The sequence below is a fragment of the Mycobacterium sp. NGS69 genome (assembly GCF_059812165.1).
Genome location: NZ_JCALCD010000006.1, coordinates 453,051 through 465,586, shown reverse-complemented (window position 1 = coordinate 465,586; position 12,536 = coordinate 453,051). Strand labels below are relative to the sequence as shown.

Here is a 12,536-nt window from a genome sequence, read left to right as displayed (position 1 = left end):
AAAATCGCACGATTTCGCGTCGTGGAGTGCGATTCTGCGTCTGCTCGCGGGTTTATCGTGAGCACCGTGACCATTCCCGCGTTTCCCGCCCCCGACGTGCTCGCAGCCCGCGAGAAGCTCGTGCTCGACCACTTTCACGACGAGGTCCGCCAGGCCTGGGACGACGTGTTGGCGACGTTCCCGCACCCGCGCTACGAGCTGATCCCGCAGATGATCGTCCACGACGGCGACGCGGCGGTGCGCGGCTATTACGTCTACACCAGGACCGCGTTCCCCGATCAGGACCACGAGATCATCGCGCTGCGGCACAGCGCCGACGCGGTGATCGTCGAGTTCTGGCTGATGGGCACCCACCGCGGATATCTCGGCAAGGTCCCGCCCACCGGCAGCCGGTTCCGGGTCCGCATGAACGCCTACTTCGTGTTCGACGACACCGAAACGCTTGTCTGCGAACGCATTTACTTCGACACGCTGACCATGATCAAGCAGCTGCTCGGCGGGCTGGACATGAAGAAGCCGGCGAACTGGTTGCTGGCCGCGCGCTGCGTGCGCGGTTTCCTATCGATGTCATCGGAAAAGCCGGATCCCGCACTGACTTCCGCGTAAGCCGGCGCGCCGCTAGCAGCCGAGTTGCGCTGCCAGGTCCAGGAAGTCGGCCGCGTTGACGTCGAACTCGTCGGAGTAGGCCACGTCGGCCTCGCCGCCGGCCCCGAATTCCAGCGGGCGCGCGACGAAGGCCGTCGCGAAGCCCAGCCGGCCCGCCGCGCGGATGTCGTACTTGTGGCTGGCCACCATCATGATCTCGGCGGGCGGCAGGCCGAGGTAGGTCGCGGCCATGCGATAGATCGCCGGGTCGGGCTTGAACACCCCGGCCATCTCGGCGGCGAAGATCGCGTCCCACGGCATGCCGGCCCGCTTGGAGATGTTGACCACCGCTGACACGTCGGCGTTCGACAGGGTGGCCAGCGTGTAGGCGCGCTTCAGCCGCGTCAGCCCGGGCACCACGTCCGGCCACGGCCGCAGCCGCTGCCAGGCCAAGGTCAGCTCCTCGCGTTCGGCGTCCGAAAAGCCCGCGATGCCGCAGTCGGATAGGACGACGTCCAGCGCGCGCCGATAGACCGAGTGCACGGAAACCCAGCCACTCCCCTGCGCCCCCTCCAGCTCGGCGAAGTAGCCTGCGCGCCAACGGCGCACCACGTCGGGCCAGTCGACGCCCGGGTGCCGCCCCGCGCTGATCCGCGCCGCCTCGTCGCACACGGTCGAATGGAAATCCGTCGCCGTCCCCTGCACGTCGAACAGCAGCGCCTTGACCACAGGCCCCATCATGCAGGCTAAAATCTGCGGCGTCGAAACGCTTGACCTTCCATGCCGAGGCGGGGTAGTCCGTGGCCGAACCTGACGAGCGCGAGCCCGACTACCGCTTCACCTTCGCCAACGAGCGGACCTTCCTGGCCTGGCAGCGCACCGCGCTGGGACTGCTCGCCGCCGCGGTCGCGCTGGTGCAGCTCGTTCCGGAGCTGACCGTCCCCGGGGCGCGGCGCGTGCTGGGGGTCGGGCTCGCCGTGCTGGCGACCCTCACCAGCGGAATGGGGCTGATCCGCTGGCGGCAGGCCGACCACGCGATGCGCCACGGCGATCCGTTGCCCCGCCATCCCACCCCGGCCTACCTCGCGGTGGGGCTCAGCGTGGTGGGACTGGTCGCGATCGGGCTGGTGATCGCCAAGGCGGTCATGGGTTGAGCGACTCGACGGCGACCGCCCCGCCCAACGAACCGGCCGATCGAACGGTGCTGGCGTGGACCCGAACGTCCTTCGCGTTCCTGGCCAACGGCGCCCTGCTGATGGTCAGGAACCTGCACGGTCCCGTCGGGCCGTGGCAATTGGTCCCGGCCTTCCTGGCGGCGGTGGTCGCGTTGGGCACCTACCTGATCGCGGTGCGACGCCAGCGCGCGCTGCAGCAGAACCCACTGCCGGCGCGGATCACCGCGCGCCGGCAGGTGTACGGCATCGGGGCCGCCGTGCTGGCGCTGATCGTCGTCACGATGGTCGCTCAGCTGGTCTATTGATGAAGCCCCCGCATACACCCTCCGGTGTGGAGGCCCGCGACATCGCTGTTCAAGGGATCCGCACGCGGGTGTTCGAGGTCGACCCCCGCAATGACGTCACCCCGCTGATACTGCTGCACGGCGGTGGCGTCGACTCGGCGCTGGTGTCGTTCGGATCGGCGTTGGCCGAGCTCGGCCGGCGCCGGCGGGTCATCGCTCCGGATCTGCCCGGATACGGCGATTCCGAGTTCCCCGAGTCATCGTTCTCCATCCCGTGGTACGGCGACTGGGTCGCCGACCTGATTCGCACCTACGGCTTCGACCGGGTCGATCTCGGGGGCCTGTCGCTCGGGGGTTGGATCACCCTCGAAATGGCCATCACCCACTCCGATCTCGTGCGCCGCATCGTGGCGATCAATCCGGGCGGTGTCACCGAGCGGTACAAGTTCATGCGCACCGCCCACTGGGTCGCCCACCATCCACGGCTGGGAAACCGAATGAACAGGTTGTCGGTGAGCCTGGGCCGCAGGCTGCTTCGCACGCAGCTGCGCGCCAGCCTCGGCATGCGGAACGCCGCGGCGCTGTCCGACGAGCTGATCGACGCGGTCATCATCAGCGGCAAGCTCCCGCACGCGGGCGAAGCGTTCGCCGCCACCCAACGATGGGCGTTCGGCGCCGGGCCGGAGGGCTTGTCGCTGGTGTCCAGGCTGCCCCGGATCACAGCCAGGACGCTGGTACTGGCCGGGCGCAACGACCGGCTCGTGCCGGTGGCTGATTCGATCCGCGCCGCGCAGCTCGTCCAGGACGGCCAGGTGCGGGTCCTCGAGCCGTGTGGACACTGGCTCGTGCGCGATCGCCCCACGGAATTCGTCCAGGCGGTCAATCAATTCCTCGACGCCGATTGACGGGTTGCGGTACCAGCAAAATTTCATGAAAGTTCAAGGAAATTCCCAGGTTTGGGGCCCGCCCATTCTGGCAAATATTTTTCCATGACCGCACGTCACATCACTCGCTTCGTTGTTTCTGCGGCAGCGGCGGTGTCGGGCATCGGCGCCACCGTTGTCGCGCCCGTCATCCCCGGAGCCCTCGCCCAATGTCCGGACGCCCAGGTGGTCTTCGCCCGGGGCACCGGCGAGGACCCCGGCGTCGGCCCGACCGGGCAGGCGTTCGTCGACAACCTGCGCTCGCGCATCGGCGGAAAATCGCTCGACGTCTATCCCGTCAACTACCCCGCCAGCAACGACTGGGGCACCGGCCTCGACGGCATCAAGGACGCCGGATTCCACGTCGAGGACATGGCGAAGACCTGCCCCAACACCAAGATGGTGCTCGGCGGCTACTCCCAGGGTGCGGCCGTCATGGGCTTCGTTACCTCGTCCGCCGTGCCGGACGGAGTCGACCCGGCGACCGTGCCCAAGCCGATGGATCCCGCCGTGGCCGACCACGTCTCCTCGGTGGTGCTCTTCGGCATGCCCAACGTCCGCGCGATGAACTTCCTCAACGAGCCCCCCGTCGCCATCGGCCCGCTGTATCAGGCGAAGACCATCAAGGTGTGCGCGCCCGAGGACCCGGTGTGCTCGGACGGCATGAACTTCGCCGCGCACGACACCTACGCCTCCGACGGGGGAATGATCGACAAGGGCGCGGCCTTCGCGGCCAGCCATCTCGGCGGCGACGCGAGGACGCCCGGCGGCTTCGGCACCTGAGCTACGACGGGCCTTTGGCGTTCAGGAACGCGACGATCCCCTGGGTGACGGCAGCGGCGTACTTCGCCTGGCCGTCCGCGCTCTGCATCCGCGCGGCCTCGTCCGGGTTCTTCATGTTGCCCAGCTCGATGAGAATCGCCGGGTACTGGGCCAGGTTGAGCCCGGCGAGGTCGGCGCGGCCGTACAGGCCGTCCGAGCCCGCGTACGTCGACGGGTGAAAGCCCGCCTGCACCAGGGCATCCCGCATCGTGCGCGCGAGTAGAACGGCCGGGCCGGCCTGAACGTCGTTCAGCGGCGGGCTGGAGTAGTTCACGTGGAATCCCGAGCCCGAGGCCGGTCCGCCGTCGGCGTGGATGCTGACGATCGCGTCGGGGTGCATCGCATTGGCCGCCGCCGCGCGTGCGTCGACGCACGGGCCGACGGAGCTGTCGTTGTCCCGGGACAGCTGCGTGTGCACGCCCAGTTGGTTGAGCGAACCGCTGATCAGCCCGACGACGGCCCAGGTGAACGCGTGCTCGGGGTAGCCGTCGTCGGCGGCGGCGCCCGAGGTTTGGCACTCCTTGGTGCCGCCGCGGCCGTTCGGGACCTGCTGGCTGATCGAGGCATCGTTGACGGCGTTGTGGCCCGGGTCGAGGAAGACACCCATGCCGGCGATGCCGGCGCCCGCGCGGGGCGCGGCGGCCAAGGCTGTCCCCAGCAATGCCGGCGCGGCGCCGGCGAACTTCAGGGCGTCGCGCCGGGTAACGGGCCGTTGGCTCACCCGCGCGATGGTAACAACTTCTAGGTTTCGTCGACGGCGGCCAGCAACGCGGCGCAGACGCTCTTCAGGAAGCTGGTCGGCACGCTGTAGCCGCAGGTCACCATCCTCAGTGTGCCGTCGTAGGTGGTGATCCCGGTGACGTACTCGCCGTCGGTCTGGCTTTGGACCACCGGTCCCCACACGGCCGTGGGCCGCAGGGGGCCGTTGCCGTCGAGTGTTTGCACGCCGAGATTGGTGATGAGCAATTCCCACGGGTGCATCCGGGTGAAGAATTCCTCGGTGTCGCGAACTTCGGCGTCGACGGGCACCGCCTGCTGAACGACCTCCGAGGCCGTGCGGATCCCGCGCGCCGACCGGGCGATCTCGAGGTGGGCGGTCGTCGCGCGCGCCTGCTCCCAGAAGGCAGTCCCGTCCCAGGGGGACAATCCCGTCCACGTGCAGTGGATGTAGAGGCCGCAATCCCGCTCGACTCCGATCAGCGCCCGGAAGTTGATCGGGTTCAGCGCGCGCACGAAGTCTTCGCCGCACAAGGCGGCGCGCACGCGGCACATCGCCACCACCATCGCCGCCTGCACCGTGGTGTGCTCCGCCCGGCAGCGCTCGACCAGCCGCGCGGTTTCCAGCGGCCCGATGGCCATCGTGTGCACGTTGGTCAGGGCGCCATCGCGGGGGCGGATGGCACTGGGCGTTCGCATCCTCGGATCGTCGGGCAGCTCGGCGGGATCGAACGGATCAACGTCGCCCAGCGTGCTGGCGAGGATGTGCTCCTGGGATTGCTGCACAGGCAAAGTCGGCAACGCCTCGCCGTTGAGCGCGGCGATCACGTCCTCGAGAACCAGCACGGAGGAAATCCCGTCGGCGATGGTGTGGTCAAACGTCAGCAACAGGGCGCTGTTCGCGGATCCCTGCACCAACGACGCCCGCATCAGCGGCGCGTGCGAACGGTCGAACGTCCGGCCGAGCTCGTCGGCCGCGGTGGCGTGCCACGACCACCCCACGCCGGGGCGGATGGTCAGCTCGATCGGTGCGACGGTCGCCGCGCGATAGAAACCCAGGCGGGTGCCCGGGCGGTCCTCAACATGCACCGACAACAAGGGATGTCGCCGCTGAACGGCGGCCAGCGCGCGTTTCAGCCGATCCGCGGTCAGCACTTCGCCGAACTCCGCCACCAGCAGGAAGTGAGCGGGATTGCGCTCGCTGTAGCGGTAGAAGAGCCGTTCTACGGCGCCAACGGGACGAACGCTTCTGATCACCAAGTCTCCAAACGTCATTGGGCAGTGCGACACACTGCACACGGATCGCCCGGAGGCTCGGTTCATCCCGGTGCGCGAAATCACAAGGCGCTCCGCGAAATTCCGCCCGCAGCGGAATCCCGGCCCCATTGCGCGAGCAGACGCAGAATCGCACTGCGCGGGCCGCGCGCGTGCGATTCTGCGTCTGCTCGCCAAACCTCCGGGAGACCCTTGTCAGGGTGAGCCTGACGCCGTACCGTGTCAGGGAAAGCCTGACAATCCGGGGAGTCCTCATGAGCCCTACCACCAAGCAGACCGCTCAGATCTGGTGTTCGTTCTGCGGCAAGTCCAACGCCGAGGTCGACAAGCTGGTGGCCGGCCCGGGCGTGCAGATCTGCAACGAATGCATCGACCTGTCGCAGGCCATCATCGACGAGTACCGCGACAAGCCCAACGAGCTACGCATGCCGATCTGGGAGTCGTGGAGCGACCAGCAGATGCTCGACCACATCCCCCGCATGGCGGTGGTGGCCCAGCAGGTCGAGGCCGACCTGCGCGCCTGGGTGCGTGAGCTGCGCCGCCGCGGGACCACCTGGGCGAAAATCGGTCAGACGCTGGGCATTACGCGCCAGTCCGCGTGGGAGCGGTTCTCCGGCGAATAGGTTTCAGACGTTGGTCAGCGCCTGCGCCGCGGTGCGGAACATGGTCTGTTTGATCGCGCCGAGCGTGCCGGGGTCCTTGCCGGACAGCGGGCGCAACAGGTCGGTGGCGGCATTGGTCACCTCGCCTTCCCCCGCGGTGGCGTCGACGATGCCGAACTCGACGGCCTCGGTCCCGCCGAAGCGTCGCCCGGTGGTCATCGACGCGATCGCGGCGCGGGGGGTGAGCTTGGCCTGGATCAGCGCGGCCATGCCGTCGGTGAACGGGATCCGGATGTCGACCTCGGGAAAGCAGAAGTAGCCGCGGTCGGCGCGCATCACGCGCACGTCGTGGGCCATCGCGAGCATGGCGCCGGCGCCGAAGGCGTGCCCGGTGACCGCGGCGGCGGTCGGCGTCGGGAAGGTCAGCACACGGGCCAGCAGCGCCTGCACCCGCCCGACGTAGGACTGCGTCTGCTCACCGTGGGCACCAAGCCAGTCCAGGTCCAGCCCGTTGGTGTAGAACTTGCCGCGCGCCGTGGTGACCAGGCCCTGGGCGCCGGCGGCCTCGATCTCGTCCAGGTGGGCGTTGATGGCGTCGAGAAACTCCGGCGAGAACCGGTTTTCGTCCTCGCCGAGGTCGACGACGGCGATCTTGTCGTCCCAAATCAGTGTTGGTGTCATTTCGTGTTCCTTCCTGTGCTTCTGCGCCGCAACGGCGGCGGCCCGACGGCCAGCGCGGCGCGGACCGCCGCGCGCAGTCGTTCTCGGGCATCCGGATCGTGGATTCGGTTGCGTTCCAGCAGGATTGCCGTCGGCAGGTCGACGATGCACATGGTGATGACGTCGACGGCCGTGGCGTCCTTGCGATCCCACAGGGCGCGGGCCAGCCGGATCATCGCCTCCACCAGCAGCCGGTCCAGGTCGCGCAGCTGGGCGGCCAGCTCGGTCGGGGTGTCGGGGCCGAGAAGCTCGTCGCGGCGCACCGTCAGCACCAGCTGCGAGGACTGCGGATACTGTTCGGCGAACACCGCCGGCGCCTCGGCCGCCGCCACCACCGCGGCGGCCGCGTCGCCGTCGAGGGCGGCGTCGATCAATTCGCCTTGCGCGCTGAGGAATCGGTGCCCGGCGCGCAGCCAGGCGCGGCCCACCAGGCCCGCGCGCGAGCCGAACCCGTGGTAGAGCGCGCCGTTGGACACGCCCGTCGCGTCGCTGACCGCGCGGATCGTGACGGCGGCGGGCCCGGACCGCGCCGCCAACAACTCCACGGCATCAAGGATCTGATCCTGGTCGTGGACGCGTGGGCGGGGCACCTCGGGAGCATAACAGAGCGGTTGCTCTGTTACATATCGGGCGTGTCGGTCAGGCCTGGGTCGGCGCCGCCACGTCGCATTGCCGCTGTGCGGCGCACAGAATCGAACCGGCGTTCACGAACGCGCGTTTGTTGCGGTCCGCGGTGTCGATCGGTAGGTCGGCGGCCAAGCGCAGCACCATCAGGGCGAGCGCGGTGTTGGTGGCGTAGGGGACGATCAGCAGGTTGGCGCACGCTTCCCAGCCGTTGAAGGTCATCACGTGCTGGCGCTTCTGCTCCCATCCCGGCCAGTTCAGGTCCGGCGGTCGCTGCAGCGGCGACCAGTTGACGTTGATGGATTTGATCTCCCCGAGCAGCGGGGTCAGGACGGTAACCAGCGAGGGCAGTTCGTTGGCGATGCGGTCCACGCGGGGCCACCACGCGCCGTCGATGTCGTGGCCCAATTCGCGCGCGACGCACACCCGGATCGGGTTGGTTCCGTGCCGGCCCCGGAGGTGAGGCATTTGTACTGCGGTATCCACGGGCAGTTCCTTCACGGTCGGCATCGACCGCCCCGGGGTGCTGGGGCGACGGAGGAATCGCATTGCCTGTGGATGCCATCCGCGGATGGGCAGCGCCGACAACGAAAAGCTCGTTCTCAACGGTACGCCAGCGGTTCGCCGCGACCTAGCGTGGGTGTGGTTTCGGGGATCGGCGGCCCGCTCCCGGCCGCGGCTGATGCTGGGACTTGGGAACGATGGTGACACCGGTTCCCCACCCGTCGCCGATTCAGCCCCGCTGGATGTTGTTGTCGTAGCCCGAATTTGTGACCTTCGGCGTGCCCGTGTGGTAGGTGATGTTGTTGCCGTAACCCGAGACAGTGATGGCGTCGACGCTGTCGACGCTGACCTTGTTGTTGTAGCTGGAGATCGCCAGGCCGGCGCAGTGGCCGGTCACGTTGAATTCGTTGCCGTAGCTCGAGATCTTCAGGTTGCCGTTGTCGCAGCCTTTGACCATGACGACGTTGCTGTACCCGGTCGATTCGATGGCGTCGGCGTCCTCGACGGTGACGTTGTTGTCGTAGCCGCCCACCAGGAGACTGGCGCAGTGGCCGGTGATCACGTACTTGCTGTCGTACGCGGCGAGGGTGAGCTTGCCGTTGTTGCACGCGATCGTTCTGGCCTGGGAGTTGTCGCTCACGCGCAGCTCGCCGCCCTGCGGCACCGCGGTCGGGCCGCTGGACGTCGTCCTACCGGCACCGCCTCGCGAGATCGAACTGCCCATCGACGACCTGGCGAACATCATCACCAGGCTGATGATGATCGGCACCACGACCGCCAGTAGGACGAGGACGAGGTACCACGGGTAGGACCTGCGCCGCGGCGGCGGGGCGCCCCAGGGGTACTGCGCGCCGCCGGTGTAGGTCGGGCCGCCGGTGTAGGTAGCGCCACCGGTGTACGTCGCACCGCCCGTGTACGGCGGGGGGTTCTCGGTGTACGTCTCGCCGCCCGTGTACGGGGGCGGGCTTTGCGGGGGCCGGGTGACGTCGGCAAGCTCTCGCTCCAGCTCGCGGATCCGCTTTTCGGGATCGTCGTCCTTCATTTGCCAAATGGTTCCACATCCGCAGCTGGGCTGACAGCCCTCAATTTGCGGGCGATTTGGGGGCGATTTGCTCGCCTCCCCTTAGGCGTGGCGCTGCGCCTTGGCCCGCGTTCCTGCGCCCGCGGCCGCCGGCCTCTCGCCGTTGGACCGCGCCGGGGCAGCCTTTCGCTTGCGTGGCGGGATGATCCTGGGCACCGGGTCGAAGGCGGCGGGATCGGCGAGGTACGCGCGGAAGATGCCGGCCATCGTCGCCGCCTGGTAGCCGTCGACGAACCGGTGATCCAGGCCGATCGACAACGGCAGCACCGGACGCACGACGGGTTGGCCGCCCAGCGCCAACACCTTGTCCTTCACCGCGCCGATCATGATCCCCAGGGGCACGTGGCAGAACGTGGGCCACGGGGCGGCGGCCGTGTCGAGGCCGTAGGTGCCCACGTTGCTGACGAGTATCGAGCCGTAAGGGCGAGCCTCCAGCCCAAGGAAAGGAATGGGCAATTGCAGGCTCTCGGTGACGAAGCCCATCGCGTCCATCACCGGGCGAAGGAGCAACGGCGGCAGCCCCTTGACCAGCGCCTTGCTCTGCTTGAACTGGGGATCTTCGTCGTGGCGGATGCGCCCGACGTGATCGGCGAGTTCCTTGGCGATCTCCCAGGGCGGTTTCTCGTTGATACGACGCACCACGGTGCCCGACAGATCGGTGCCGGCGGCTTCGGCTCCGGTTACGAGGTCCGTCCGCAGCGACACCACGAAGAAGCAGTCGACGGTCGGGGACGGCAGGAAGCCGCCGAACACGACCCTGCCGTTCAGCCCGGGCAGCGCCTCGATGACCTTGCCGGCGGCCCTGCCCACGAGGTCCATGGGTGTGACGTGCTGGCCCGTTGCCTCGCGGACCTGGCGCAAGTATTGGAGCAGCCGCGCCGCTTCGACATCCATCGTCGCCCAGATCACCGGGTCTTTCCGCGGCCGCCAGGTGGCCATGGCGATCTTTCGCCAGACGGAGAACGGGATGACGGCTGGAGTGGTCCACATGGTCGGAACTTCCTCTTCGAAGCAGGTACCCGAGTCTCCGCCCAGGGCGGGGATGCAGCCCAGAGCACAAGGTCCCCTCGTCCCGGGTGAATTCCTGCCCAACAGGCGGCGAAGCGGAAGGTTCGCCCTGAAACATGGGTGTAACGTCCGCACTCACCAGACCACCTGCTCACTCTCGGCCTGCTCGCCTGCAAGCCGACGGATTAATAGGGGATGCCGTGAGCACATCCGAGATGTCCGACGTGTCGGCGACGACCGTTACCGACGAGGTCGTGGTCTCGTTGCAGGACGAGGCCCTGCTGCTGGGCGGGGACCCCGCGGCCGTCGACTCCTATCTGGCGCGGCTGCGGGAGACCGCCGGGCAGGCCATGCGGGTCGCCGGCATCGACGGCGCCTCGCTCGCCAACGGGCTCGCCGGGCTGGCGTCCCTGCTGGCCGAGTCGGGCAAGTACGTCCAGCTGCATCGCGACGGCCTCGAAGCGTTGAAGGACGGCAATCTAGTTCCCCTGAGCGACGGCATCTTTCGTTTGACGACGGGCGCCGATGCCTTCCTTGCTCCCCTGCAGTGGCGACCGGCCGGGTTTGGGCCGGAAGCGGTGCTGTCGGCGCAGATGATCGCGGTGCAGGTCGCGCTGACGTCCGCGGTTGCCCAGGTGGAAGACGCCGTGCGGCGCGTGGAGGACAAGGTCGAGTCGGTGCTCGAGGTAGCCCGGGCGCAGCGCGCCGGCGACGTGCTGGGCAACAACCTGACGCTGTCGCGGATGGTCGACTCGCTGGAGAAGTACGGGTCGCTGCCTGATGCGTACTGGGAATCGGTGGCCGGGCTGGGGCCGGCGCTCAACGTCACCGTCGAGCAGCTGCGCAACCACGTTCGGCGCGTCCTGGCAGCTCTGGATGACGCGTCGGGCGTGCAGCACCGCGCCGCGAAGCTGCGAAATGCGGTCAACGACAACCGGCTTGGCGACACGTTGAGCCTGCTGGTCATCGCGGAGGAGGCGCTGCACAAGTGGCAGCGGCTGAACCTCGCGCGGATCGAGTCGACGCAACCCGAGCAGCTGCTGCGCGCGATCGACGAAGCCCGCGAGCTCGTCGACCATCATTTCCGCGAGGACGTCGACATCTATGGGAGCGCGAAGGAAGCGCTCGACCGGTTCGGAAAGCCATCGGTTCTCGATGGCTTCCGATTCTGGGCGGTGCGGGAGCTGGCCAGGCAGCGCGGCGCCCTGCGCGACGAGCTCGACCGTTTCGCCGAGGCCCGCCACCACCAGGTCGAGACCTGGGAGGACTTCCACATTCCGAGCGTGTTCGACGCTGCGTTCGCCACCATCGGCGCCGCCGCGACGACGACGGGCCATGTGCTCGGGGTCGTGGGCCGCGGAATCGTGTGGGTGGGCGCACAGGTGGCGGGGCCGTTCCGGGGCAATGGCAGCAATGGACGGCCAGATATCGGCGACGGCAAGGACTTTGAGCTTCAGCCGGACAGCGCCGGGCTCGAGCACTCCGGGACGTAATTGCTGTAGTACAAATACGTAGTACCATGGCTGGCATGTCTGAGGTGCCGGTGCGCGAGCTGAACCAGAACACCGCTGGGGTGCTTGCACGGGTCAAACGCGGCGAGCAAATCGACATCACTGAGCGCGGAGCCGTCGTGGCCCGCCTGGTCCCGGCCCAGGAAAATCCCCTCGCCGAAATGATCAGCGCGGGAAGGCTTCGTCCCGCCACTCTGAGCGGACCGGCGCCGCGTCCCTCCGGACCGGTGAAGACCGATCACGAGGCCGGCCAACTGCTCCGCGAGCTGCGCGACAACGAGCGCTATTGATGCTTTATCTCGACACGTCGGCCCTGATGAAACTGATCCGGCGTGAACCCGAAAGCGATGCCCTCGCCGACTGGCTCGACGCACAAACACCGGCGCCGTGGGTGTCGTCGACGCTGATCGAAGTGGAACTCCCTCGCGCCCTCCGCCGGGTAGAGCCCTCGCTGCTCGCCGAAGTTCCCGCGATCGTGGCTCGAGTGGCGCGCTACGAAATCGACGAGGTGGTTCGGGCGGCCGCGGCGGCGTATCCAGACACCTCGTTACGGTCACTCGACGCGATCCATCTCGCGACTGGGGACGGAGTATTCGGCACCCAGCTGACGGCGTTCGTCACCTACGACGAACGCCTCTTTACGGCCGCCGCGGCAGCCGGCCTGCCGACCGTTGCTCCGGGCCGCCGAGAGCCGTAAGGATTCAT

Annotated in this window: 17 protein-coding genes; 9 read left to right on the top strand and 8 right to left on the bottom strand. The window is 68.1% G+C overall.

What is annotated here, in order from left to right:
- Nucleotides 1-66 precede the first annotated feature (66 nt).
- Entirely contained in the window at nucleotides 67-606 is a 540-nt protein-coding gene (locus AC5Y2S_RS20450) for an ester cyclase (RefSeq protein WP_499907548.1), read from the top strand.
- A gap of 12 nt (nucleotides 607-618) precedes the next feature.
- On the opposite strand, the gene AC5Y2S_RS20445 is transcribed toward AC5Y2S_RS20450, so the two are convergent.
- Entirely contained in the window at nucleotides 619-1,326 is a 708-nt protein-coding gene (locus AC5Y2S_RS20445; RefSeq protein WP_499957958.1) for a haloacid dehalogenase type II, read from the bottom strand.
- A 59-nt stretch (nucleotides 1,327-1,385) separates the two neighbouring features.
- On the opposite strand from AC5Y2S_RS20445, the gene AC5Y2S_RS20440 reads away from it, so the two are divergent.
- The 4 genes from AC5Y2S_RS20440 (at nucleotide 1,386) to AC5Y2S_RS20425 (ending at nucleotide 3,750) form a co-directional block, all read left to right on the top strand.
- The gene (locus AC5Y2S_RS20440) at nucleotides 1,386-1,739 is read left to right on the top strand and encodes a YidH family protein (RefSeq protein WP_499957957.1); all 354 of its coding nucleotides are present in this window, start codon (nucleotides 1,386-1,388) and stop codon (nucleotides 1,737-1,739) included.
- The gene (locus AC5Y2S_RS20435) at nucleotides 1,736-2,065 is read left to right on the top strand and encodes a DUF202 domain-containing protein (protein ID WP_499957956.1); all 330 of its coding nucleotides are present in this window, start codon (nucleotides 1,736-1,738) and stop codon (nucleotides 2,063-2,065) included. Before AC5Y2S_RS20440 ends, AC5Y2S_RS20435 begins: the two co-directional genes overlap by 4 nt.
- Nucleotides 2,065-2,949, top strand: coding sequence for an alpha/beta fold hydrolase (locus AC5Y2S_RS20430; RefSeq protein ID WP_499957955.1), 885 nt, complete (start codon nucleotides 2,065-2,067; stop codon nucleotides 2,947-2,949). Before AC5Y2S_RS20435 ends, AC5Y2S_RS20430 begins: the two co-directional genes overlap by 1 nt.
- A gap of 84 nt (nucleotides 2,950-3,033) precedes the next feature.
- Complete coding sequence (locus tag AC5Y2S_RS20425; protein WP_499957954.1) at nucleotides 3,034-3,750, top strand: cutinase family protein; 717 nt, start codon at nucleotides 3,034-3,036, stop codon at nucleotides 3,748-3,750.
- A 1-nt stretch (nucleotide 3,751) separates the two neighbouring features.
- On the opposite strand, the gene AC5Y2S_RS20420 is transcribed toward AC5Y2S_RS20425, so the two are convergent.
- The gene (locus tag AC5Y2S_RS20420) at nucleotides 3,752-4,510 is read right to left on the bottom strand and encodes an Rv3717 family N-acetylmuramoyl-L-alanine amidase (RefSeq protein WP_499957953.1); all 759 of its coding nucleotides are present in this window, start codon (nucleotides 4,508-4,510) and stop codon (nucleotides 3,752-3,754) included.
- Nucleotides 4,511-4,530: 20 nt separating this feature from the next.
- Nucleotides 4,531-5,763, bottom strand: a complete 1,233-nt coding sequence (locus tag AC5Y2S_RS20415) for a condensation domain-containing protein (protein WP_499957952.1) — start codon at nucleotides 5,761-5,763, stop codon at nucleotides 4,531-4,533.
- A 272-nt stretch (nucleotides 5,764-6,035) separates the two neighbouring features.
- Between AC5Y2S_RS20415 and AC5Y2S_RS20410 the strand changes: the two genes are divergently transcribed.
- Nucleotides 6,036-6,404 carry a ClpX C4-type zinc finger protein gene (locus tag AC5Y2S_RS20410; protein WP_499904262.1) on the top strand — a complete coding sequence of 123 codons (369 nt, stop codon included), beginning with the start codon at nucleotides 6,036-6,038 and terminating at the stop codon, nucleotides 6,402-6,404.
- Between the two features lie 3 nt (nucleotides 6,405-6,407).
- Here the strand turns inward: AC5Y2S_RS20410 and AC5Y2S_RS20405 are convergent, their stop codons facing one another.
- The 5 genes from AC5Y2S_RS20405 to AC5Y2S_RS20385 all read right to left on the bottom strand — a co-directional run bounded on the left by AC5Y2S_RS20405 (nucleotide 6,408) and on the right by AC5Y2S_RS20385 (nucleotide 10,302).
- Nucleotides 6,408-7,064, bottom strand: coding sequence for an enoyl-CoA hydratase-related protein (locus AC5Y2S_RS20405; protein WP_499957951.1), 657 nt, complete (start codon nucleotides 7,062-7,064; stop codon nucleotides 6,408-6,410).
- Nucleotides 7,061-7,693: a TetR/AcrR family transcriptional regulator gene (locus AC5Y2S_RS20400; protein WP_499957950.1), complete on the bottom strand. Its 633-nt coding sequence runs from the start codon at nucleotides 7,691-7,693 to the stop codon at nucleotides 7,061-7,063. The genes AC5Y2S_RS20405 and AC5Y2S_RS20400 overlap by 4 nt, the downstream gene beginning before the upstream one ends.
- Before the next feature lie 49 nt (nucleotides 7,694-7,742).
- On the bottom strand, nucleotides 7,743-8,195 hold the full coding sequence (locus AC5Y2S_RS20395) for a DUF5994 family protein (protein WP_499904282.1): 453 nt from the start codon (nucleotides 8,193-8,195) through the stop codon (nucleotides 7,743-7,745).
- Between the two features lie 265 nt (nucleotides 8,196-8,460).
- A complete protein-coding gene (locus AC5Y2S_RS20390; protein ID WP_499957949.1) occupies nucleotides 8,461-9,273 on the bottom strand; it encodes a DUF3060 domain-containing protein in 813 nt (270 codons plus the stop codon).
- 81 nt (nucleotides 9,274-9,354) lie between these two features.
- Nucleotides 9,355-10,302 (bottom strand): 2-oxo acid dehydrogenase subunit E2, encoded by a 948-nt coding sequence (locus tag AC5Y2S_RS20385; protein WP_499957948.1) that lies wholly within the window; start codon nucleotides 10,300-10,302, stop codon nucleotides 9,355-9,357.
- 218 nt (nucleotides 10,303-10,520) lie between these two features.
- On the opposite strand from AC5Y2S_RS20385, the gene AC5Y2S_RS20380 reads away from it, so the two are divergent.
- From AC5Y2S_RS20380 to AC5Y2S_RS20370, 3 genes are read left to right on the top strand one after another with little or no spacing between them, the layout of a single operon-like run.
- Entirely contained in the window at nucleotides 10,521-11,813 is a 1,293-nt protein-coding gene (locus AC5Y2S_RS20380; RefSeq protein ID WP_499957946.1) for a hypothetical protein, read from the top strand.
- 35 nt (nucleotides 11,814-11,848) lie between these two features.
- Entirely contained in the window at nucleotides 11,849-12,121 is a 273-nt protein-coding gene (locus AC5Y2S_RS20375) for a type II toxin-antitoxin system Phd/YefM family antitoxin (RefSeq protein WP_499904256.1), read from the top strand.
- Nucleotides 12,121-12,528 carry a type II toxin-antitoxin system VapC family toxin gene (locus AC5Y2S_RS20370; protein ID WP_499904255.1) on the top strand — a complete coding sequence of 136 codons (408 nt, stop codon included), beginning with the start codon at nucleotides 12,121-12,123 and terminating at the stop codon, nucleotides 12,526-12,528. The genes AC5Y2S_RS20375 and AC5Y2S_RS20370 overlap by 1 nt, the downstream gene beginning before the upstream one ends.
- Nucleotides 12,529-12,536: the final 8 nt, after the last annotated feature.